A 20,901-nucleotide genomic window follows, 5' to 3' on the forward strand; every position below is an offset into this window, starting at 1 on the left:
AGTCGGGCTCGCTCTCTTGGTACGTACGGTAGTTGGCGGTCGGCCGTCTTAGAAGGGACCGCCGGGTTGACTTAGAACGGCAGGCCGGGGATGCCGCCGCCGCCAAGCCCCTGGGCGAGCGGGCCGAGCTTCTGCTGCTGGAGGGTCTGGGCGTTCTCGTTCGCCGCCTGGACCGCCGCGACGATCAGGTCGGCGAGGGTCTCGGTGTCCTCGGGGTCCACGGCCTTGGGGTCGATGACCAGGCCGCGCAGCTCGCCGGAACCCGTCACCGTCGCCTTCACCAGGCCGCCGCCCGCCTGTCCTTCGACCTCCGTCCGCGCCAGCTCCTCCTGCGCGTTCGCGAGGTCCTGCTGCATCTTCTGGGCCTGCTGGAGCAGCTGCTGCATATTGGGCTGGCCACCACCGGGAATCACGATCAGCTCCTGGTTTCGTACGGCTGTGAGTACGGCTTGCGGGACGGCCGTGAGTACGACCGTCCGTACCGCTTGAGTACGGCTGTCCGGCGGGGTTTTCCCGCCTTGGGACGAGCCTACGTGGTCTGCCGAGCCGTCGCCCCAGCACTCTTTCGAGTGAGACGGCGGATTGGCCTATACCTGATCAACGCCCACGTCCGAGCGGAAAACCCCCGAAACCGGGTCCATCGCCACCCATTGGGAGGTAGTAAGAGTGCGGCGCAGCAGCATCTCGTGAACCTTGCGCCACGTTACCGTCACGCAACGTCACGAGTAGGGAGCGTCGGGTGAGCCAGCCGGACATGCAGCCCGAGGGGTCGGCCCAGGACGGGGACGGTCGGGGTGATGGTGCGCGGGCCGGTGGTCTGAGGCCGGGAGGGTTCGGACCCGGCGGGTCCGGCGGTCCCGGCGGGCCCGGGCGGAGCGGTCCGGGACGCGGTGTTCCCGGCCGGGGCGCACTCGGGCCCGGCGGGCCGAGGCCCAGCGATCTCATGGGGCGTACGTTTCCGCTCGGGGACTGGGGCGAGCCGGCCGAGCGGCTCCACGAGCTGTACCGATGGGTGGAGGCGGGGGCGCTGGCCACGGCGTCCTGGTATCTCGCCGAGCGGGTGTGGAAGCGGCGGGGGGCGCGGGCGTTGCGGGCGGGGGCCGCGGTGGGGGCTCTTGCCGGGGCCGCGTTGCCGCTGCTCGATGTCACCGGGGTGGTGGGCGGAGGCGCCGTGTGGGGGTATCTCGGGATGCTGGTCGGGGTCGCCTGTGTGGCGGGGGACCGTTTCTTCGGGGTGACGGCCGGGTGGATAAGGGATGTGGCCACGGCTCAGGCCGTGCAGCGGCGGTTGCAGGTACTTCAGTTCGACTGGGCGTCCGAGTGTGTGCGGGAGGTTCTCGGGCCCACCGAGGGGACTGCGGGGGAGGCTGCCGAGCGGTGTCTTGGGGTGCTTCGGCGGTTCTCCGAGGATGTGGCTGAGCTGGTGCGGGTGGAGACGGCGGACTGGATGGTGGAGTTTCGGACCGGGGCGGGGCCGCTTTCGATCCAGGCGGGGGTGGGCGGCGCCGCCCGTGTGGACGCGGCTCCACCGGGGCGGCCCCCGCTGCCCCCGGGCACCCGCCCGAACATGCCACGCCAGCGACCGCCTGAGCCCCGGTAGGCCTTTTCTCGCCCCCGCCGCCCCTTCCCGTCCCGTCCCTGGGGGCTCCGCCCCCAGACCCCGCATCGCGCTGAACGCGCTCGTCCTCAAACGCCGGACGGGCTGAAAATCAGCCCCTCCGGCGTTTGAGGAGCGGGGGTTCGAGGGCTGGCCCCCGAGTAGTGACGGGAACGGGTAGGGGCGGCGGGGGCGAATAACGCCCTATACCTGCGGCAGCGGGAACGCCACCGGTCCCCGCAACCCCGCTCGGTTGACCCCCCTCACCCCGAAGAAGACGTTGTCCTTGGACAGGTCGACCTCGTGGGAGGTCACGTCGCCGACCGGGATGACGTGGGTCCACTCGGGGGACGTGGTCTCGCGCCAGACGATCTCGTAGCCCGCCAGGTCGGGCTCGGAGCCACGGTTCCAGGTCAGCTCAGTGGAGTTCGTGAGCGCGGCCGTCAGGATCCTGGCGTTGCGCGGGGCGGCCGGAGCCTGGGCGAGGGTCCAGAGGGCGGCCGCGTTCACGCGGGCGACCCGGGCCGTGAACGGGAAGTCGCAGAACTCCGGCAGGTCCCCGTACTGCTTGCCGCCCTCGACCCGCACGTCCTGGTGCTGATGGGCGAAGTCCTCGGCCGGCTCGGTGAACCGGGCGGCCGCGTAGCCCTGTTCGAGGAAGGGGATGTGGTCGCCGCCCCGGCGGTACCGGTCACGACGGTAGACGACCCGTACGTGCATCCCCGTCGCCGAGTTGTCCCCGGTGTCACGCACGAAGCGCGCCAACTGCCGTGACCGGGAGTCGTTCTCGCCGCCCACCGAGCGGCGCGTCGCCGCCTGCTCCGCGGTCTCCGACGTGGGCACGCCCTCGGCGAAGAGACGGATCGTGTACGGGTCCTTCGTCCCGTCGTCCGCCTTCGAGCTGCCCACGATGTCGTTCGTGAACATGGCCTGCACGTCCGTGCCGGCCGCCTTGAACCGGGACGCCATGTGGGCGGCCCCGTACAGCCCCTGCTCCTCCCCCGCGACCGCCGCGAACACGATCGTCGACGCCGGGCGGCGCTTCGCCATCACCCGCGCCAGTTCCATCGCCACGGCGACCCCGGACGCGTCGTCGTCCGCGCCCGGGGCGTCCGAGGTGGCGTCCATGACGTCGGTGACGCGGGAGTCGTAGTGGCCCGAGACGACGTACACCCGCTCCGGGGTGACCGAGCCGCGCAGGGTCGCCACCACGTTCGTGATGCGGGTCGCGGTCGGGATGCGGGACGCGGGTTCCTGGACGTACGACTGGAGTTCGGCCGTCATCCGGCCGCCGGACCCGGCGGCGTACGAGCGCATCTCCGCGAGGATCCAGTCGCGGGCCGCGCCGATGCCGCGGTCCGGGTCGTCCTGGGTGGAGAGGGTGTGCCGGGTGCCGAAGGAGACGAGTTTGCGGACCGTCGCCTCGATGCGGTCCGGGTCGATCTCCTTCAGCAGGGCACGCAGTTCACGGGAGGGGGCCTGCGCGGTGGCCGGCGGGCGCGGGCCCGGCCGTTCGGCCTCGGCCGCCGTCGCGGGCCTCGCGGGCGTGTCCACCAGCTCGGCCGTCGGCATGGCCGGAGCGGACGCCGCGGGCGCCGCGGACGGCCCCACCGTGACGGCTCCGGCGGCCGCCGTCGCGGCCAGGACGGTTCTTCTGCTGGGGCGTATGTGCGGGTCGGGGGGTGGGGTGGGGGATGAGGTGGGGGTGGGTGACATGGATCCATGGTTGTGCGCGTGTCCGGCGCACACAAGGGTCCCTGCCGTCACCCGGTGCCCGCGGCCGGTCGGTCTACCCCTCGGCGCAGATCTTCTGCCCCACCACCGTCGAGCACGGCAGATGACCGTGCGTACGGACCACGTCCTGGCCGCTCCCCCGGCTGATGTAGGTGAGGAAGCTGGAGACGAGCGAGTCGGCGGGCGGCTCGCCGTAGGTGTACGCGTACTCGATCTCGCGGTACGGGTACTCGCTGTTGCCGTGTTCGATCTCCTCGACCGACGGGTCGTGGCCGTCGAGGGTGACCCGGTGCACGCCCTCGTAGCCGGTGGCGAGGTTGAGCTCGCTGTAGCCGATGGCACCGGGGACGCGTGCGACCGTGCTCAGCACCTGGTCGGTGGAGAAGAGTTCACAGCGGATGACCGGGGCGGAGGAGTAGTCCTTGCGCTCGCAGTCGGAGGACGTGTTGGCTCCCTCGTTGCGTTCGAGGACATGGCGCTGGAAGACCTTGCGCGTACCGGAGTTGGCGTCGCGGCTGATCAGGTGCACGGGCAGGTCGGGGCCGCCGAGCTGCTTCCAGTTGCTGATCCGGTCGCTGTAGAGACGGCGTACGTCCGTGGTGGAGAGGTTCTTCACCGGGAGGCCGTCGTGGGCGACGAGCACGAAGACCGAGACGGCGACGCGGGTCTCGCGCAGGTCATTCAGCCCGCTCGGTTTGGGGCCGTCGGAGAGGGCGATCACCGGCGGGGAGCCGCCCTTGGACTTGGCTCCCTGGGCGGCGAGTTGCTGGACACCGGCGGTGGAGCCGTGCGCGTCCACCTCGATCGTCGAACCCTCGCAGTCCTTCTCGTACTTGTCCGCCAGCTCGCGCATCACCGGCTCGAACGCCGTCGACCCGGTGACGGTCAACTCGCCCTGCTCGCAGCCGATCGGCGGCGGGGTGTCGTCGCGGGCGACCACGATGACGGCGAGCGCGAGGACGCACAGCGTGAGCATCCCGGTGATCAGCCGCGAGGGTCTGCTGAACAGCGGCGGCTTCTCGTCCGGTGTCGCACTGCGGTTGGGGTGCACCTCGCCGTCGCGGATACCGCCGATGAGCCGTATCCCGCTGCCCACGTCACCGCCCGACAGGAGCACGAGAAGCTTGAAGTGCTCACCGCGGTTGAGCGGGACGCGCGGGATGCGCAGGGTGTTGTCCTGGTAGCCGAGGCCGTTCGACGGGGTGAAGTGGTCCATCAGGTGGTCGGTGTCGGGCGGCTGGGTGACCGACACCCCGCGGATGGTGCGGTCCGTGAACACCGCGGTCAGACCGTGGAGTTCGCGTCCCGTGTAGTCCATGTCGGCGATGCTCTGCGAGCCGTCGTTCTCGATCCGGAGGAGGACGAGGGTCGCGTCCGCCATCCCCGGCGCCTCGTCGAACAGCCCGAGCCGCACGTTGGCTCTGCCGAGACGGACGTCGTCCCCTATCGGGTTGTCCATCTGTACGCGGTAGCCGATGCGCTTTCGGCGCGGCACCCGGCGCTCGTACCAGACCATGACTCCCGAGGCCACGATGCCGACGACCGCCGTGCCCACGGCCACCACGTTCTCTGCGCTCAGCCACTCCACTGGGTGCCCCCACCACTCCCGGAGTCCGACGGTTCGGACACTGTACGGGCGGTGAGTGCGGTATTCCGGTGACGAAAGCCGAAGTTCAGGCGCTGTTCAGGGGTGGTTGGGCCGGGCCCTCCCGCCGCACCCTCGCACTCCTCCCTCCCGCTGCCGGCTCAGCCCTGTTTCGTGTACGTCAGTTCGTCGCCGTTGCTCGTGTTCACCCGGCGGAGGCGGCCGTCGGGGAGAACGGTCAACTCCGTTGCCTCGCCCGGGCTGCAGGACGAGGCCGGTTCGCCGACGGTGACCTCGGACGCGCCGATCCGGAGCGGACCGCCGGCGCTCGGAGCCTCGGAGAGCTCCGCCCGGAACACACAGTGGTACGTGCCGCTGCCGGCCGGGCCGTCCGCGGTGAGCGAGAGGACCGTGTCGCCCACCTCGCCCTGCTGGATGGTGAGTTCGCGGGTGTTGTGGCCCGTGTCGTTGTCGATGGACGCGGTCCATGTGCCGAGGTACTTGACGGGGATCGCGCCGTCCGTCGGCGTCTCCTCCGGCGTGGTCGACGGCTGCGTGGGGCCCTCGGTGACCTGGCCCGGGGTGGTGGGCGCGTTCGTCGTCGGGGAGGTGGTGGGGTCGCCGCCCGCGCGGTTGTCTCCGTCGCCCTTCATCAGCGCGTACACGGAGGCGCCGGCGCCGAGCGCGACGATCAGGGCGACGATGATCAGGACTGCGGTGGAGCGGCCGCCTCTTCCCTGCGGGGGGCCGGGGTGTTGCGGAACTCCCGGTCCGTACGGGGGTGTTGGGCCGTAGGGGGGCGTGGGGCCGTAGGGAGGGGTCGAGCCCGGAGGGGGTGGGTAGCCGGCGGGCTGTTGTTGGTAGTGCGGGTAGCCGTAGCCGGCGGGCTGGGGGTGTTGCTGGGGGTAGCCGTAGGCGGGGTGGACGGGTGGGCCTCCCTGCGGTGCTCCCGGCGGGGTGGTCGGTGGGGGTGTGCCGGGCAGGCCCGTGGTCATTGTGGGGAGGTGGTCGAAGGGGGCAGCTCCCGGGGGGCCGGGTGGGGGTGGGGTGGGGCCGTCGGGGGTGGGGGCGTGTTGGTGTTCGGGGGAGGCTTCGGGGATGGGGCTGGGGGTGGGGGTGGGCGCGGCGGCCGGGAGGCCCGGAGTTTCCTCGCCCCCGCCGCCCTTACCCTTCCCGTCCCTGGGGGCTGCCGCCCCCAGACCCACGCTGTCGGCCTGAACGGCCTCGTCCTCAAACGCCGGACGGGCTGAAGGTGTCGGCCCGGGCTGCGAAATCTTCAGCCCCTCCGGCGTTTGAGGAGCGGGGGTTCGGGGGCCGGCCCCCGACGGGGTCTGGGGCTCCGCCCCAGTCACGCTCTCCCTCTCCTTCGAACCCTCCGGACTCTCCGGATCCTCCGTGTCCAGCAACTGCACGGCGTGGCGGCCCAGTTGGGCCACCAGCATTCCCGGCAGCCAGGGGTCACGGCTGCGGCCGTCCGTGACGGTGTCCTCCGCGCCCGTGCGCTCCAGGATGTCGTCGAGGGTCGGGCGGGAGGCGGGGTCCTTGCGCAGGCACTGGCGGACGAGGTCGGCGATGCCCTCCGGGACGCCCTCCAGGTCCGGCTCCTCCTGGGCGATGCGGAACATCAGGGCGTGCACGCCGCTGTTGGCCGTACCGAACGGCAGGTCGCCCGTGGCCGCGTACGACAGGACCGAGCCCAGGCAGAAGACGTCGCACGCCGGCGTAATGCGGTCGCCGCGGACCTGCTCGGGGGCCATGAAACCGGGCGAGCCGACGAGCGCGCCGGTGCGGGTGAGGCCGCCGTCGGTGACCGTCTCCAGGGCGCGGGCAATACCGAAGTCGATGACGCGCGGGCCGTCGATCGTGACGAGGACGTTCGACGGCTTGAGGTCGCGGTGGATCAGCTCCGCCGCGTGGATGTCCTTGAGCGCGTGCGCGAGGCCGGCCGCGAGGATCCGTACGGACCGCTCCGGGAGCGCGCCGTGGTCGTGCCCGACGACCGCTTCGAGCGAGGGCCCTGCCACATAGCCCGTGGCGACCCAGGGGATCGCCGCCTCCGTGTCCGCGTCGAGGACCGGCGCCGTCCAGTACCCGCCCACCCGCCGGGCGGCCCGCACCTCCTGGCGGAAGCGCGCGCGGAACTCCTCCTGCTCGGCGAGTTCCTGGCGTACGAGCTTGACCGCGACCGTCCGCCCCCGGTCGGAACGCGCCAGGAACACCTGTCCCATGCCGCCGGCACCGAGCCGCGCCAGCAGTCTGTACGCGCCGATCCGCTGCGGATCCGCAGGCCCGAGCTTCTCCATGGGTATGCCGCCCTCCCCCGTACTTGTGCGACAGCCCGAGGATAGTGCGGCCGAACGGGGAGGTGGCCGGAGCGGTGTCTACGGTTCCGTAACAGCGGATGCCGTTTCTGTCACGGTTCGCACACCCGAATCCGAGCCCGAATCCGAGCCCTGGCCCGCGCCCGCCTCCGTGACCGTCTCCATCGCGCCGATCAGCCGCTCCAACACCCGTACGGTCTCGGCCAGTTCGGCCTCGCCGAGGGTCTCCGCGAGGCGGTCCGCGAAGGCCGCGTGTCCGGGGGTGATCCGCCGGACGGCCGCGAGGCCCTCCTCCGTCGGGCGGAGGAGCTTGGCGCGACGGTGGGCCGGGTTGGGCACGTACTCCGCGAGGTCCCGCTCGACCAGCAGATCGGCGATCCGCTGCACGCTCTGCCGGGTGATGCCCATGGCCCGGGCGATCCCGGAGACGGGCAGCGGCTCCTTCAGTACGGCCCCGAGCACCTGCCACCAGGCGGCGGTGAGCCCGGCGGGGCGGGCCAGCTCCTCGGCCACGCCCATGAACTGGCCGTTCAGCCGGAAGATGCCGAGCGCGCTCCGGCTGAACAGGTCCTGCCGTGCCCTGCCCGCCGCCCCACTCGCCCCGCTCGTCTCGGTCACTGGCCGGCCGCCTCAAGCACCGCGTACGCCTCCGCGTCCGAGTCATGGAACAGCCGGTACCAGGCGTCGAGCACCTCTCCCTCGTACACGCCGAGCAGTCCGAACACCTCCCGCGCGAACGCGACGGGCTCGGTGGGCCCTGCGGTGATCAGCTTGCCGTCCGTGACCGCGTCGGTGTCGACGTACCGCTCGCCGCCCTTGTATCCCGTGGCCGCCAGGTAGAAGGAGACGGCACTGGTGTGGGCCCGGTCGTCGAGCAGCCCCTCGCGGGCGAGGCCCGCCGTGGCCCCGCAGATCGCGGCGACGGGCACGTCGGCGTCCAGGAACTCGCGCGCCTTGCGGGCGAAGGGGGCGAGGTCGTCGCTCCCCGCCGCGGTAGCGGTTGATGTCACAGTCCACAGATCGGCTCCCGGCAGGATCAGCAGCGAGCTGTCCTCGGGCCGCAGGTCGTCGAGTGTGACGTCGGGCTGGATCCGCAGCCCGCCGACGGACCTCACGGGGGCGGGAGACGCTCCGACCGTCCGGATCTCGTAGCCGCCCCGTGCGAGGTACGCGGTCGTGTGGCCGGTCTCCCAGTCGGCGAGCGTGTCGTAGACGGCGAGGTGTACGGGCTTGCGGTTGCCGTTCATGGTTCCTCCTCGGTCGTGCTGATCGATCCGGCCCTGCGCGTACTTGCGCTCATGTAAGCATGCTGTCATCTGGACAGGATGCTGTCAATTATTCCCCGCAGTCGCGGCCGAGGCTCCCTCTGGTGTCCCTACACACGACAACCTGTCGCGTTCCCGGCCGCACCGCAGACAGGACGCCGATGTCGCGCCCTCGCCCCGGACACCTACGCTCGGCCGCATGACCCCTCAGCCCAATCCCCAGGCCGGCGCCGCCGTGAAGGCCGCGGACCGTGCGCATGTGTTCCACTCCTGGTCGGCGCAGGAGCTCATCGACCCGCTCGCCGTCGCCGGTGCGGAGGGGGCGTACTTCTGGGACTACGACGGCAGGCGGTATCTGGACTTCACCAGTGGGCTCGTCTTCACGAACATCGGCTACCAGCACCCGAAGGTCGTCGCCGCGATCCAGGAGCAGGCCGCGAGCATGACGACGTTCGCGCCGGCCTTCGCCGTGGAGGCCCGGTCGGAGGCGGCACGGCTGATCGCCGAGCGGACGCCGGGGGATCTGGACAAGATCTTCTTCACCAACGGGGGCGCCGAGGCCGTCGAGAACGCCACGCGCATGGCCAGGCTGCACACCGGCCGCCCGAAGGTGCTCTCCGCCTACCGCTCGTACCACGGTGCGACCTCGGCCGCGATCAACCTCACCGGTGATCCGCGCCGCTGGCCGAACGACAGCGGGGCGGCCGGGGTCGTGCACTTCTGGGCGCCGTTCCTGTACCGCTCGCCCTTCCACGCGGAGACCGAGCAGCAGGAGTGCGAGCGCGCGCTCCAGCATCTCGCCGACACCATCGCCTTCGAGGGTCCTGCCACCATCGCGGCGATCATCCTGGAGACGATCCCGGGTACGGCGGGGATCATGATGCCGCCGCCGGGATATCTGGAGGGCGTCCGCTCGCTCTGCGACGAGTACGGGATCGTCTTCGTCCTGGACGAGGTCATGGCGGGCTTCGGACGGACCGGGCACTGGTTCGCCGCCGATCACTACGGGGTCGTGCCGGACCTGATGACGTTCGCGAAGGGTGTGAACTCCGGGTACGTGCCGCTGGGCGGTGTCGCCATCTCGCCCGCCATCGCCGAGACCTTCGCGAAGCGCCCCTACCCCGGCGGGCTCACCTACTCCGGGCACCCGCTCGCCTGTGCCGCCGCCGTCGCGACCCTCAACGTGATGGAGGAGGAGGACATCCTCGGACAGGCCACCCGGATCGGCGCGGCCGTGCTCGGTCCCGGGCTGCGCGAGCTGGCCGAAAGCCACCCGAGCGTCGGCGAGGTCCGCGGCACGGGTGTCTTCTGGGCCCTGGAACTCGTACGGGACAGGGAGACGCGGGAGCCGCTGGTGCCGTACAACGCGTCCGGTGCGGCGAACGCGCCCATGGCAGCGTTCGGTGCCGCGGCGAAGGCGCACGGTCTGTGGCCCTTCATCAACATGAACCGCACCCATGTCGTTCCCCCGTGCAACATCACGGAGGCGGAGGCCAAGGAGGGTCTGGCCGCGCTCGACGAGGCGCTCTCGGTGGCGGACGAGCACACGGTGTAGGGAGGGAGCGGTGCAGTCCGGATGACCCTTTCCCGAACGCGTAAGGTGACTGGCTCGTAGACATGAGCGAGTACTTATCCGCTCGGGGAAGGAACGGACGATGCCCCGCACCGGCAGCGGCAATGGCGCCGTCACCCGCAGCACCCTGCGGCAGCAGATCGCGGACGCGCTCCGCGACGAGGTGCTGGCCGGACGCCTCAAGCCGGGCCAGGAGTTCACGGTCAAGGAGATCGCCGAGCAGTACGGCGTCTCCGCGACCCCCGTCCGCGAGGCCCTGGTCGACCTGTCGGCCCAGGGCCTGCTGGACGCGGACCAGCACCGCGGCTTCCGTGTCCACGAGTACTCGCTGAACGACTACCGGGGCATGATCGAGGCCCGCAGCCTGGTCACGGACAGCATCTTCCGCGGACTGCTCGACGCGGAGGCCACCACCACCCGGGGCGCCCGCGCCGCGCTCGCCACCCGCATCGACGACCCCCGCACCGGTGCCGCGCTCGCCGGGGTGCGGCGGCGCGGCGAGGAGGCCCAGCGGGCGGCCGCCGCCGGTGACCTCAACATCCTCATCGGCTACGACCTGCGCTTCTGGCGCGAGCTCAGCGGGCTGTTCGGCAACCTCTACCTCGCCGACTTCCTGCACCGGCTGCGCGTCCAGTCCTGGGTGTGCGCGGTCCAGCACCTGCGCCGGGTCGACGACCTGCGCGGCCGCCTGTGGTCCGAGCACACGGCCCTCGTGGACGCCCTCACCGAACGCGACGCCCCGACGGCCCACACGATCGTGACCGCGTACGACGCGCACTCGCTGGCGCTGATCGAGCAGTTGGTGGCGGACTAGGGCCGAGGATCCGGCGCGGGGTCGACGATCCGCGGCCGGGGGCCATGGGGCTGCCGCCGAGCCCGGCTCGAAGATCCGGGGCCGGAAGTGGTGGGTGTGGGGGTGGGGCCGTCAGGTGTGGGGTATTCGACGTTCACGGCGGGGCCCGACCGCGCTTGCACCCATTACGCTTTCTTGACCACCGTGCTACGCGAGGAGCTCTCTGTTGGCCTGTGACCTGTGGCTGGTCCCGCTCGTCGACGTGTTGTGCCACACCCCCGACAACCCCTTCGCCGAGGAACTCGCGCTCTACGACAAGGTTCTGGGCGAGGCCGGACTTCCGCCGGTGCCGGTCTACGCCTATATGCCGGGCCTCTCCGGCGATGTGGCACCGGTCGCGGGCTTCGACTACGACGCGCTGCACTTCCTGCGCCGCGCGTATCTGCTGCAGGTGTGCGGGCTCGCGGTGACACCGGTCGACGAACTGGGCGGTGACTACGAGCAGTTGCTGGAGATGTTCGACGCGACGGCCCAGCAGTCCCACCTGGTCTGGCACTACGACCACGCGGGCGCGTACGTACCGGTGGACTTCCCGCACCCGCTGTCGAGCGACGAACTCCTCGCGGGCGGGGGCCCCTTGGGCTCGTCCCAGGCCCTGCTGCGGGAGCTGGAGTTCGTCGCCCCGACGATCGGCATCGACCCCGCTGTGCCTCCCCTCCCGCCGGAGCCCCCCATGGCCCCGACCGAGCTGGAGGAGCCGGCCGCACCCGCGCCCTTCGACTCCAGTCCGTTCGCCCGCGAACGGCACGTATGGCTGGGGCTGCACGCGGCGGCGACACGGAGTCTGGCGCAGGGCTCGATGATCATCTTCAGCTAGCGCTGCCATGTGAGTGTCAGGACGTGCAGACGTCGGTCAGTTCGTCGGCGGCGGCGTCGATCCGGCTGGAGTCCGGAGTGTCACCGTCCAGGATGGCCTTGTTGTAGTCCTTGATGGCGTCGTTGAGGTCGTCGACCGCCTTGCCGACCTTGTCGTCGTTCGTCCTGTCGCCGTCCGTCCTGTCGTTGATCCTGTCGAGGTTCTTCTCGATGGTGTCGATGGACGAGTCGGTCCGCGTGGGATCCTTCACCGCGTCCGCACCGGCCTCATGGATCGCCTTGAGGCTGTCGGCGATCGTGTCGGCGTTCTTGAGGCAGCTCAGCGAGTTGTCGAGGTCGTCGTCCTCGCATCCGGTGAGCAGCCCGGCAGCGAGCGTGACGGCTGCCAGGGTGGTGACGACGGTGACGGTACGGCGTACGGGGCGACGGTTCGCGGCCATGGAATGGGCCTTTCCTGGATCGGCTTGTGATGCCGTCCACGATTCCGTCGCCCATGCGCCGCCACGAGGGACCGGCCCCCCGAGTCCGTGGTGTAGCGGGCTACACCATCGACGCCCCGGCAGTCAGCGCAGCTCGGACAGCCCCTTCTGGAGGTCTTCGCTGTTCATGATCGGGCAGACCTCGACCTCGGCGTTGAACTGGGTGAGGAACGGCTCACCGGTGGGAGGCAGTTCCGAGCTGTCCTTCATGTCGAAGAACAGGAGGCAGGTACGTCGGCCGCCCAAGGGCGCGAAGTACGCCGCCTCGGGCTTGAGGTGGTCCAGGATCTCCTTGATCAGCTCCGGCATCTTGCCGCTGCGGATCGCTTCGTTCGACTTCTCCGTGTCCAGAGTGGCCTTGAGCATGACGCGCATCGCGCTCACCTTCTTCTGATCGACGCACGCACGTTTGCACTCTCAGCCTATGCCCGCTATGTGAGGTACGCCCACTCTTGCGCGTGGAGTGCGATACGCAGGAGCAGCGGGTGCACGAGGTGGTCGGGGACCACCGGCCGGTACCGCCAACTCAGCGGCCAGGTCCGCCCGTCGAGCGCCGGGACCGGGATGTGCGAAACGTGGTCCGGGCCCGCGGTGAGCCGGGTGACTCCGTCGGGCCAGGGGCGGTGTGCCGTGCTGCCGACCGGGACCAGGAAGTCCCTGTGGAGTTGGAGACCGGTGAGGGGAACCCAGTCAGGGGCGAGTGGGGGTTCGTCGAGGTTTAGTTCGTGACTTTCTGTGTCCATGGAGCGACCGACGATAAGCGGCACCAAGCCCCCCGGCTTCGAGGGTCTGCTGGACACCCTCGACGAGCTGAATGTGCCCGCCGGCTACAAGGCCGAGGTCATCAAGGGGAACATCGTCTTGTCGCCGTGGTCCAAGGGCTACTACACCCGCGTCATGAAGCTGGCGTGTGACCAACTCGAGCCGTACCTCCCCGAAGGCCACCTCATCAGTCAGGCTCCCCAGCTGTTCGTCTTCCCGGGGGTCGAGCGTGCGTACGGACCAGACATCCACGCCGCGCACGAGCAAACGTACGAGACGACCGGAAACCACCTGGACGGAGAAGGTCTGTCCTTCGTCGCCGAGCTGACGACAAGCTCCACCCGGGACAACGACCTGACCGACAAGGTCAAGGCCTACGGGAAGGCGGGCGTCCCCGTCTACCTGGCCCTCGACATGCAGGAGGAGCAGGCCACTATTTTGTGGACTCCGTCCGCCAAGGGCTACGAATCTCGCCTCACCGTTCCGTTCGGTGAGAAGCTCAGCATCCCCGAGTCGTTCGACTGCCCCCTCGACACCGCAGGATTCCGGGCACCGAAAAAGCCGTAGGCATCTGACGCGACGAGAACTCAAGGAGGGGCGCCCTGACAAGCTGTCGGGGCGCCCCTTCCTTTCGGTCTGTACTAGATGAACGAGTTGATCTCGATCGTCTCGTCGCGGCCCGGACCGACACCGATCGCTGAGATCGGGGCGCCGGACATCTCCTCCAGCGCCTTCACGTAGTCCTGCGCGTTCTTGGGGAGGTCCGCGAAGGTCTTGGCCTTCGTGATGTCCTCCGACCAGCCCGGCAGGGTCTCGTAGATCGGCTTCGCGTGGTGGAAGTCGGTCTGGGAGTACGGGAGTTCCTCGACGCGCTTGCCGTCGATCTCGTACGCCACGCAGACCGGGATCTCCTCCCAGCCGGTCAGGACGTCCAGCTTCGTCAGGAAGAAGTCCGTCAGGCCGTTGACGCGCGTCGCGTACCGCGCGATGACCGCGTCGAACCAGCCGCAGCGGCGGTCACGGCCGGTGGTGACACCGCGCTCGTTGCCGATGCGGCGCAGGGCCTCGCCGTCCTCGTCGAAGAGTTCGGTCGGGAAGGGACCGGCACCGACACGCGTGGTGTACGCCTTCAGGATGCCGATGACCCGGCTGATCTTCGTGGGGCCGACGCCCGAGCCGGTGCAGGCGCCACCGGCGGTCGGGTTGCTGGACGTCACGAAGGGGTACGTGCCGTGGTCGATGTCCAGCAGCGTGCCCTGGCCGCCCTCGAACAGGACCACCTTGTCCTCTTCGAGCGCCTTGTTGAGCACGAGGACCGTGTCGGCGACGTACGGGCGCAGCTTCTCCGCGTACGTCAGCAGTTCCTCGACGACCTGCTCCGACTCGATGGCGCGTCGGTTGAAGACCTTGGTGAGGAGCTGGTTCTTGCCGTCGAGGGCCGCCTCGACCTTCTGCATCAGGATCGACTCGTCGTACAGGTCCTGGACGCGGATGCCGACGCGGTTGATCTTGTCCGCGTACGTCGGGCCGATGCCGCGGCCGGTCGTGCCGATCTTCCGCTTCCCGAGGAAGCGTTCCGTCACCTTGTCCACCGTCACGTTGTACGGCGTGATGATGTGCGCGTTTCCGCTGATGAGGAGTTTGGAGGTGTCGACGCCTCGCTCGTTCAGTCCGTTCAGCTCGGAGAACAGGACCGACGGGTCGACGACGACTCCGTTGCCGATGACCGGAGTACACCCCGGCGAGAGGATTCCGGAAGGGAGGAGGTGGAGGGCGTACTTCTGATCGCCCACGACTACCGTGTGGCCGGCGTTGTTGCCGCCCTGGTAGCGCACCACATAGTCCACGGAACCACCGAGCAGGTCGGTGGCCTTTCCCTTGCCTTCGTCACCCCACTGAGCACCGAGCAGCACAAGTGCGGGCACGCGCGTACACCCCTTCCGGGCGGGGCATGTCCAAGGTCGGGGACGTACGCGGCTGGTTCTGGTACGGCTGCGTACGCCGGCGACCACCTTTGGCCGCGACCGTCGGACCGGATGCCCCGGAATAGACGAAGCCCCTGGCGCAATAGCGCAAGGGGCTCTTGCACAAAGATGCTACCCGAGGAAGCGAGGCAGGACCGAGGTGTCGACTTCCGACCAGCTCCTTGTGGTCATCGACCCGGTCGCCCGTCACGGTGACGGTGAGGCGGTACGGATCGCAAAAGACGTGCTCAGCGCGGGTGCGACGACGAAAGTGTGCCTTCCTGACGGGCCCGAGGAATTCGATCGGGCACTTGCCCGGAGAGGGTCACGACGACCTGTCGTGATCGGGGACGACCGGGCGCTTTTGCGCGCGGTTTCCGTTTTGTACCGACGGCGGGAGCTGGCCGGATGTGCACTGTCCCTCGTGCCGGTGGGCGTGAGCGGCGGAGCGCTGTCGCTCGCGCGGGCGCTGGGGGTGCCCATAGGGGCTGTCGCGGCGGCCCGTGCCGTGCTCGACGGGGCCGAGCGGCGGCTCGATCTCCTGGTGGACGACAGCGACGGGGTGGTGCTGGGGACGCTGCGGATTCCGCCGTTGGCGGGGGGCAGGTGGGGGGCTGCCGGGGCGGGGGTGGGCTCGGGTGGGGGTTTGGGGGCTGGTTCTGGGGCTGGAGCTGGTGCTGGGAACGGGGTGGGCTCTGGTTCCGGCTCTGGTTCCGGCTCGGGCAATGGCTCTGGTTCCGGGTCCGGGGGTGGCTCGCGGCTGGGGTTGGGGTTCGGTTTGGGTTCCGGGCCCGGGTCCGGGTGGGGGTCCCGTTCCGGTTCCGGGTCCGGTTCCGGGAGTGGTTCGGAGGATGGCGGCGGGCATCACCATCACTGGCTTCGCACCTGCCAGTCCCTCGTACGGACCCTCGCGGCCCGGCCCGCCCGGGTGCCGGCGCCTGCGGTCACCGGGCCCACGCGGCTGCGGATCGAGGTCGACGGGGTGACCCTCGTCGACCTCGACCAGCCACTGGAGTCCGTGTCCGTCACGCCGGGTGAGGTGGGCGGGGGTGCGCGTGTCGAGGTGCGGCCCGCTTCCGTCGGCGCGGAGGCCGCTCTGCTGGAGGCCGTGGCTCGGACGATCACCGTGTCGGGGTCCGACTTCCGGTATCGCGCGGACGCGGTGGTCGGGGGGCCTGTGCGGACGCGGACGTGGACGGTGCGGGAGGGGGCGTGGGGGTTGACGTTGCCGGGGTGACCGGCGGGGGCGAAAAAAGTCCCTACCCCGCCGCCGGCAACCCCACCGCCCCGTCACCCAAGTCGTCCTTGTCGTCCTTCAAGGACACCCCCGTCCGCCCCAACTCCCGCGCTCGGGTCATCAGGGACGTCAGCTTGGCGGCGGCCGTGTCGTAGGACAGGCCCAGCGGGGGCCGGATGTTGGAGAGGCAGTTGCGGTCGGCGTCCGTGGTGTGGCCGGGGCGGGGCGCGTACGTGAGGTACACGCCCAGGGAGTCCGCCGCGGACATCCCGGGCCGTTCGCCGACGAGGACGACGACCATGGCGGCACCCAACGCGTGGGCCACGTCGTCACCGAGCGCCACCCGGGCCTGCTCGGCCAGGACCACCGGCGCGACCCGCCACCCGGCAGGCAGCCCTGCCGTCGTCGCACGGATCACCGGCGCCGCGTGATCGTGGACGGCCCGGCTCGACAGCCCGTCCGCGACGACGAAGACGACGTCCCAGTCGTCCCAGGCACCGCTGGTGTCACGCGGCAGGTGCGCCCGGTCGATGTCGTCGAGCCTGCGGCCGAGGTCCGGGCGCTGGAGGTACGTCAACCGGTCGGGAGCCGCACTCCGGACCCGTACCGTCGGCACACCCGGCAGCGCGGACGCCACCACGTCCGGGTCGAACGGCGAGTGCACCGCGTCCCGCGCCGCGGCATGCGCGGCCTGGAGTTCGAGGCGGTGGCGCGTGGGCAGCGCGGACCCGGCCCGGCCCAGCCCGATCCTCGCCTGGGTGTGCCGCCGCAACCCCGCCCACAGCACGGCGTCCGACGACTCGGGAGCCGCCCCTTCCATCAATTCCCTTACCAACACGGCCAGTTGACGGTCCGTCATGCTGCCAGCTCCTTGCCGATGGCCATCAGGGGGTGGGCGGTGCCGGCGACGGACCGTATCCCGCCCCGTTCGTCGAGCAGGCCGATCCCGTCGAGCCAGGCCTCGAACTCCGGTGCCGGGCGCAGCCCCAGGACCTCGCGGAGGTACAACGCGTCGTGGTAGGAGGCGGATTGGTAGTTGAGCATGATGTCGTCGCCGCCCGGCGTGCAGATGACGAAGGACGCCCCGGCCACGCCCAGCATGGTCAGCATGGTGGCGATGTCGTCGTCGTCCGCGTCGGCGTGGTTCGTGTAGCAGATGTCCAGGCCCATGGGCAGGCCGAGCAGCTTGCCGCAGAAGTGGTCCTCCAGGGCGGCGCGGAGGATCTGGCGGCCGTCGTACAGGTACTCCGGGCCGATGAAGCCCACCACCGTGTTGACCAGCAACGGCTCGTAGCGGCGGGCCACCGCGTACGCGCGTGCCTCGACCGTCTGCTGGTCCACCCCGTGGTGCGCGTCGGCCGAGAGCGCGCTGCCCTGGCCGGTCTCGAAGTACAGGGCGTTGGACCCGACCGTGCCGCGGCCCAGGGCGCGCGCCGCCTCGTACGCCTCGTCGAGGAGGCCGAGGGTGACACCGAAGGACGCGTTCGCGGCCTGCGTACCGGCGATGGACTGGAAGACGAGGTCGACGGGCGCCCCGACGGCCATCAGGTCGATGCTCGTCGTGACGTGGCTGAGCACACAGGACTGGGTGGGGATCGCGTACCGCCGGATCACACCGTCGAGGAGTTCCAGCAGGTCCCGTACGGCCCTGGGGCTGTCCGTCGCCGGGTTGATGCCGATGACCGCGTCGCCGGAGCCGAGGAGGAGTCCGTCGAGGAGCGCCGCGGCGACGCCCGCCGGGTCGTCGGTGGGGTGGTTGGGCTGGAGGCGGGTCGCGAGGCGGCCGGGGAGGCCGATCGTGGAGCGGAAGGCCGTGACGACACGGACCTTGCGGGCGACGGCGACCAGGTCCGCGTTGCCCATGAGCTTGGAGACGGCCGCCGTCATCTCGGGGGTCAGACCGGGGGCCAGCGCGGCCAGGGCGCTCGCGTCCGCCGCGTCCGAGAGCAGCCACTCCCGGAACTCCCCGACCGTGAGACCGGCGACCGGCGCGAAGGCGACCGCGTCATGGGTGTCCACGATGAGCCGGGTGACGTCGTCGTCCTCGTACGGGATCACCGGCTCGGCGAGGAACTGTGCGAGCGGCACGTCCGCCAGCGCCCAGCGGGCCGCGACCCGCGCCTGCGCCGACTCGGCGGCGAGCCCGGCGAGGCGGTCGCCGGAGCGTTCGGGGCTCGCGGCGGCGAGCAGCCGGGCGAGGCCGTCGAAGCGGTGGGTGCGGCCGCCGAGGGTGGAGGTGTACGTGCTCATGCCGGGGACGGTACGAAGCGCGGGCGTACGGGGTCCATGGCCGGGCGGAGAGTTAACGCAGACGTTCGCTGCCGCGGCGATCCACAGGCGTTCTAAAGGTCTGGTTGACAAACATTTAACGCTCGGACCGGCGACACGACTCATTTTCCGTGCAGCATTCCGGTCGACCGAGGACAAGCGCGAAGACATTCGCGAACACGAGCACGAAGACGAGCGGGCGACCGCGGACGACCATGGAGAGGGGCCACCCGATGGCAGTACAGGAGGGCGCAGCCCCCGAGGCGGCGACCGGCGAGGACAGCACCGTCCACCGGCTCAGGCCGAACGCGATCGGTCTGCTGGGCGTGGTCTTCATGGCCGTCGCCACGGCGGCGCCGATCACCGCGATGACGGGCAACGTGCCCTTCATGGTCTCCTCCGGCAACGGCATCGGAGCCCCCGCGAGCTATCTCGTCGCAATGGTCGTCCTGGCGATCTTTGCGGTCGGCTTCACCTCGATGGCGAAGCACATCACGTCCACGGGCGCCTTCTACGGCTTCATCTCGTTCGGCCTCGGCCGGACCGTCGGCCTGGCCTCCGGACTCCTCGCGACCTTCGCGTACGTCGTCTTCGAACCGGCCCTGATCGGCATCTTCTCGACCTTCGCCACGACGACCCTGCACGACCAGACGGGGGTGGACGTCCCGTGGTGGGCGTTCGCGATCCTGATGCTCGCGATCAACGCCACGGGCACGTGGTTCGGGGTGTCGGTCGCCGAGAAGCTCCTCGTGGTGCTGCTGGCCACCGAGGTCACGATCCTCGCGGCGATGGCGATCTCCGTCGCACTGCACGGCGGCGGCCCGGACGGCTTCACGTTCGGCCCGGTCAACCCGGTCAACGCCTTCCAGGGGACCTCGGCCGGTCTCGGACTCTTCTTCGCCTTCTGGTCGTGGGTCGGCTTCGAGTCGACGGCCATGTACGGCGAGGAGTCCCGCGACCCGAAGAAGATCATCCCCAAGGCCACGATGATCTCGGTGCTCGGCGTCGGCGTCTTCTACGTCTTCGTCTCCTGGATGGCCATCACGGGCAACGGCGAGGCGGCGGCCGTCGAGGCTGCCTCGTCCTCCAACCCGCTCGCCCTCTTCTTCAACCCCACCGAGCAGTACGTCGGCCACTGGGCCGTCATCGTCATGCAGTGGCTGATGATCACCGGCTCGCTGGCCTGCGGCATGGCCTTCCACAACTGCGCCGCCCGCTATCTCTACGCCCTCGGCCGCGAGGGGGTGCTGCCGTCACTGCAGCGCACCATCGGGCGCACCCACCCCGAGCACGGCTCCCCGCACGTCGCGGGCCTCGTCCAGACGGTCGTCAGCGCGGTGCTGCTCGGGGCGTTCTGGGCGGCGGGCAAGGACCCGTACACCGGTACGTACGTCCTGCTCGCCATCCTCGGCACGATGGCCATCCTGGTGGTGCAGGCGGTGTGTTCCTTCGCGGTGCTGGCCTACTTCCGCAAGAACCACCCCGAGTCCCGGCACTGGTTCAGGACCTTCACCGCCCCGCTCGTCGGCGGCCTCGCGATGCTCGCCGTCGTGGTCCTGCTGGTGTCCAACATGGGCGTCGCGGCCGGCCCCGAGTCCGGCTCCATCGTCCTGAAGGCGACACCGTGGATCGTCGCGCTGATCGGCGTGGGCGGCCTGGCGTACGCACAGTACCTGAAGCGCCGGCGCCCGGAGGGGTACGCGCTGCTGGGGCGGACGGTCCTGGAGGAGACGAAGGAGCGGTAGGGGCACCCCGTCAACGGTGGGCGCCCTTCAGGGGCGCGGGGAACTGCGCGACCAGCCACGGCGGACCCGCAGTTCCCCACCCACGGTCACCCCACCCACGGCCACCCCCTGGCGACCTCACCCGTCGCCAAACTCCCGCTCCTTGTGGACGCGCCAACGCTCCATCATCTCGGCGATCTCCCCCTCGATGAACTGGAAGAACGCGAGCGTCTCGGCGAGTCGCCGCCCCGCCGGGGTCTCGACGCCCAGGCTGTCGACCCCCTCGCTCAGGGCGAACTGCCACCGTTTGATCACCGCGTCCCGGTTGGTCAGCGCCTCGTACCACTGGTCGCTGTGCACCCGGTACCGCTCGCGCCGGGAGCCGGGTTCCCGCTCGCGCGAGACCATGTGCTGCTGCGAGAGATAGCGCACCGCCCCGGAGACGGCGGCGGGGCTGACCTGGAGCTGTGCACCGATCTCGGCGGAGGACAGCGCCCCGGAGTCGGAGGCGAGCAGGGCGCCGAACACCCGGGCCGGCATCCGCTGCATCCCGGCCTCGACGAGCTGCGCGGCGAAGCTCTCGACGAACTTCGAGACCGCCTCCGGGTCCCGCCCCACCTCACTCGGTTCCGACATCCCTGGATCCTCTCCCCTGCTCAGCGCGCCATGGTCGAGTGTATCCGTGATTTATACGCTTCCTTAACTTCACAAATTTCTGAAGGA

The 20,901-nt window shown here is 70.3% G+C and carries 20 protein-coding genes; 7 read left to right on the plus strand and 13 right to left on the minus strand.

Going from position 1 to position 20,901, the window contains the following annotated elements:
* Positions 1-71 precede the first annotated feature (71 nt).
* Entirely contained in the window at positions 72-413 is a 342-nt protein-coding gene (locus ACZ5VQ_RS35860; RefSeq protein ID WP_079053092.1) for a YbaB/EbfC family nucleoid-associated protein, read from the minus strand.
* 326 nt (positions 414-739) lie between these two features.
* Between ACZ5VQ_RS35860 and ACZ5VQ_RS35865 the strand changes: the two genes are divergently transcribed.
* Positions 740-1,600 carry an SLATT domain-containing protein gene (locus ACZ5VQ_RS35865; protein WP_469108579.1) on the plus strand — a complete coding sequence of 287 codons (861 nt, stop codon included), beginning with the start codon at positions 740-742 and terminating at the stop codon, positions 1,598-1,600.
* A 201-nt stretch (positions 1,601-1,801) separates the two neighbouring features.
* Here the strand turns inward: ACZ5VQ_RS35865 and ACZ5VQ_RS35870 are convergent, their stop codons facing one another.
* The 5 genes from ACZ5VQ_RS35870 to ACZ5VQ_RS35890 all read right to left on the minus strand — a co-directional run bounded on the left by ACZ5VQ_RS35870 (position 1,802) and on the right by ACZ5VQ_RS35890 (position 8,484).
* Positions 1,802-3,313 (minus strand): M20/M25/M40 family metallo-hydrolase, encoded by a 1,512-nt coding sequence (locus tag ACZ5VQ_RS35870; protein WP_469108580.1) that lies wholly within the window; start codon positions 3,311-3,313, stop codon positions 1,802-1,804.
* A gap of 73 nt (positions 3,314-3,386) precedes the next feature.
* The gene (locus tag ACZ5VQ_RS35875) at positions 3,387-4,919 is read right to left on the minus strand and encodes a substrate-binding domain-containing protein (RefSeq protein WP_469108581.1); all 1,533 of its coding nucleotides are present in this window, start codon (positions 4,917-4,919) and stop codon (positions 3,387-3,389) included.
* A gap of 158 nt (positions 4,920-5,077) precedes the next feature.
* A complete protein-coding gene (locus ACZ5VQ_RS35880; protein ID WP_469108582.1) occupies positions 5,078-7,219 on the minus strand; it encodes a serine/threonine-protein kinase in 2,142 nt (713 codons plus the stop codon).
* A 78-nt stretch (positions 7,220-7,297) separates the two neighbouring features.
* A complete protein-coding gene (locus ACZ5VQ_RS35885) occupies positions 7,298-7,855 on the minus strand; it encodes a MarR family winged helix-turn-helix transcriptional regulator (RefSeq protein ID WP_469108583.1) in 558 nt (185 codons plus the stop codon).
* Complete coding sequence (locus ACZ5VQ_RS35890) at positions 7,852-8,484, minus strand: DJ-1/PfpI family protein (protein ID WP_469108584.1); 633 nt, start codon at positions 8,482-8,484, stop codon at positions 7,852-7,854. Before ACZ5VQ_RS35890 ends, ACZ5VQ_RS35885 begins: the two co-directional genes overlap by 4 nt.
* 217 nt (positions 8,485-8,701) lie before the next feature.
* Between ACZ5VQ_RS35890 and ACZ5VQ_RS35895 the strand changes: the two genes are divergently transcribed.
* The 3 genes from ACZ5VQ_RS35895 (at position 8,702) to ACZ5VQ_RS35905 (ending at position 11,745) form a co-directional block, all read left to right on the plus strand.
* A complete protein-coding gene (locus ACZ5VQ_RS35895) occupies positions 8,702-10,057 on the plus strand; it encodes an aminotransferase class III-fold pyridoxal phosphate-dependent enzyme (RefSeq protein ID WP_469108585.1) in 1,356 nt (451 codons plus the stop codon).
* A gap of 100 nt (positions 10,058-10,157) precedes the next feature.
* Positions 10,158-10,889: a GntR family transcriptional regulator gene (locus tag ACZ5VQ_RS35900; protein ID WP_362088199.1), complete on the plus strand. Its 732-nt coding sequence runs from the start codon at positions 10,158-10,160 to the stop codon at positions 10,887-10,889.
* A gap of 205 nt (positions 10,890-11,094) precedes the next feature.
* Positions 11,095-11,745, plus strand: a complete 651-nt coding sequence (locus ACZ5VQ_RS35905) for a hypothetical protein (RefSeq protein WP_200397344.1) — start codon at positions 11,095-11,097, stop codon at positions 11,743-11,745.
* A gap of 16 nt (positions 11,746-11,761) precedes the next feature.
* On the opposite strand, the gene ACZ5VQ_RS35910 is transcribed toward ACZ5VQ_RS35905, so the two are convergent.
* The 3 genes from ACZ5VQ_RS35910 to ACZ5VQ_RS35920 all read right to left on the minus strand — a co-directional run bounded on the left by ACZ5VQ_RS35910 (position 11,762) and on the right by ACZ5VQ_RS35920 (position 12,966).
* Positions 11,762-12,184 carry a YkoF family thiamine-binding protein gene (locus ACZ5VQ_RS35910; protein WP_469108586.1) on the minus strand — a complete coding sequence of 141 codons (423 nt, stop codon included), beginning with the start codon at positions 12,182-12,184 and terminating at the stop codon, positions 11,762-11,764.
* 123 nt (positions 12,185-12,307) lie between these two features.
* Positions 12,308-12,598, minus strand: coding sequence for a hypothetical protein (locus tag ACZ5VQ_RS35915; protein ID WP_469108587.1), 291 nt, complete (start codon positions 12,596-12,598; stop codon positions 12,308-12,310).
* Between the two features lie 56 nt (positions 12,599-12,654).
* Complete coding sequence (locus tag ACZ5VQ_RS35920) at positions 12,655-12,966, minus strand: hypothetical protein (RefSeq protein ID WP_469108588.1); 312 nt, start codon at positions 12,964-12,966, stop codon at positions 12,655-12,657.
* On the opposite strand from ACZ5VQ_RS35920, the gene ACZ5VQ_RS35925 reads away from it, so the two are divergent.
* Complete coding sequence (locus ACZ5VQ_RS35925; protein WP_469108589.1) at positions 12,965-13,552, plus strand: Uma2 family endonuclease; 588 nt, start codon at positions 12,965-12,967, stop codon at positions 13,550-13,552. The genes ACZ5VQ_RS35920 and ACZ5VQ_RS35925 overlap by 2 nt on opposite strands.
* Positions 13,553-13,626: 74 nt before the next feature.
* Here the strand turns inward: ACZ5VQ_RS35925 and ACZ5VQ_RS35930 are convergent, their stop codons facing one another.
* Entirely contained in the window at positions 13,627-14,910 is a 1,284-nt protein-coding gene (locus ACZ5VQ_RS35930; RefSeq protein WP_469108590.1) for an adenylosuccinate synthase, read from the minus strand.
* A gap of 199 nt (positions 14,911-15,109) precedes the next feature.
* Here ACZ5VQ_RS35930 and ACZ5VQ_RS35935 point away from each other — a divergent pair, with 199 nt between their 5' ends.
* Positions 15,110-16,186, plus strand: coding sequence for a diacylglycerol kinase family protein (locus ACZ5VQ_RS35935; RefSeq protein WP_469108591.1), 1,077 nt, complete (start codon positions 15,110-15,112; stop codon positions 16,184-16,186).
* Positions 16,187-16,208: 22 nt separating this feature from the next.
* Here the strand turns inward: ACZ5VQ_RS35935 and eutC are convergent, their stop codons facing one another.
* Both eutC and ACZ5VQ_RS35945 read right to left on the minus strand, forming a co-directional pair.
* Positions 16,209-17,006, minus strand: a complete 798-nt coding sequence (gene eutC / locus ACZ5VQ_RS35940; RefSeq protein ID WP_469108627.1) for an ethanolamine ammonia-lyase subunit EutC — start codon at positions 17,004-17,006, stop codon at positions 16,209-16,211.
* A gap of 35 nt (positions 17,007-17,041) precedes the next feature.
* The gene (locus tag ACZ5VQ_RS35945) at positions 17,042-18,436 is read right to left on the minus strand and encodes an ethanolamine ammonia-lyase subunit EutB (protein WP_469108592.1); all 1,395 of its coding nucleotides are present in this window, start codon (positions 18,434-18,436) and stop codon (positions 17,042-17,044) included.
* 251 nt (positions 18,437-18,687) lie between these two features.
* Here ACZ5VQ_RS35945 and ACZ5VQ_RS35950 point away from each other — a divergent pair, with 251 nt between their 5' ends.
* Positions 18,688-20,199: an APC family permease gene (locus ACZ5VQ_RS35950; protein WP_469108593.1), complete on the plus strand. Its 1,512-nt coding sequence runs from the start codon at positions 18,688-18,690 to the stop codon at positions 20,197-20,199.
* 117 nt (positions 20,200-20,316) lie between these two features.
* Here the strand turns inward: ACZ5VQ_RS35950 and ACZ5VQ_RS35955 are convergent, their stop codons facing one another.
* Complete coding sequence (locus ACZ5VQ_RS35955) at positions 20,317-20,814, minus strand: GbsR/MarR family transcriptional regulator (protein WP_469108594.1); 498 nt, start codon at positions 20,812-20,814, stop codon at positions 20,317-20,319.
* Positions 20,815-20,901 lie beyond the last annotated feature (87 nt).

The organism is Streptomyces sp. NPDC033178 (assembly GCF_055577685.1).

Bases quoted from the DNA above. Each gene is read 5' to 3' on its own strand.
- ACZ5VQ_RS35870 (WP_469108580.1), bottom strand. From the start codon at position 3,313: ATGTCACCCACCCCCACCTCATCCCCCACCCCACCCCCCGACCCGCAC.
- ACZ5VQ_RS35880 (WP_469108582.1), bottom strand. From the start codon at position 7,219: ATGGAGAAGCTCGGGCCTGCGGATCCGCAGCGGATCGGCGCGTACAGA.
- ACZ5VQ_RS35890 (WP_469108584.1), bottom strand. From the start codon at position 8,484: ATGAACGGCAACCGCAAGCCCGTACACCTCGCCGTCTACGACACGCTC.
- ACZ5VQ_RS35895 (WP_469108585.1), top strand. From the start codon at position 8,702: ATGACCCCTCAGCCCAATCCCCAGGCCGGCGCCGCCGTGAAGGCCGCG.
- ACZ5VQ_RS35900 (WP_362088199.1), top strand. From the start codon at position 10,158: ATGCCCCGCACCGGCAGCGGCAATGGCGCCGTCACCCGCAGCACCCTG.
- ACZ5VQ_RS35910 (WP_469108586.1), bottom strand. From the start codon at position 12,184: ATGGCCGCGAACCGTCGCCCCGTACGCCGTACCGTCACCGTCGTCACC.
- ACZ5VQ_RS35915 (WP_469108587.1), bottom strand. From the start codon at position 12,598: ATGCGCGTCATGCTCAAGGCCACTCTGGACACGGAGAAGTCGAACGAA.
- ACZ5VQ_RS35925 (WP_469108589.1), top strand. From the start codon at position 12,965: ATGGAGCGACCGACGATAAGCGGCACCAAGCCCCCCGGCTTCGAGGGT.
- ACZ5VQ_RS35920 (WP_469108588.1), bottom strand. From the start codon at position 12,966: ATGGACACAGAAAGTCACGAACTAAACCTCGACGAACCCCCACTCGCC.
- eutC (WP_469108627.1), bottom strand. From the start codon at position 17,006: ATGGAAGGGGCGGCTCCCGAGTCGTCGGACGCCGTGCTGTGGGCGGGG.
- ACZ5VQ_RS35945 (WP_469108592.1), bottom strand. From the start codon at position 18,436: ATGAGCACGTACACCTCCACCCTCGGCGGCCGCACCCACCGCTTCGAC.
- ACZ5VQ_RS35950 (WP_469108593.1), top strand. From the start codon at position 18,688: ATGGCAGTACAGGAGGGCGCAGCCCCCGAGGCGGCGACCGGCGAGGAC.
- ACZ5VQ_RS35955 (WP_469108594.1), bottom strand. From the start codon at position 20,814: ATGTCGGAACCGAGTGAGGTGGGGCGGGACCCGGAGGCGGTCTCGAAG.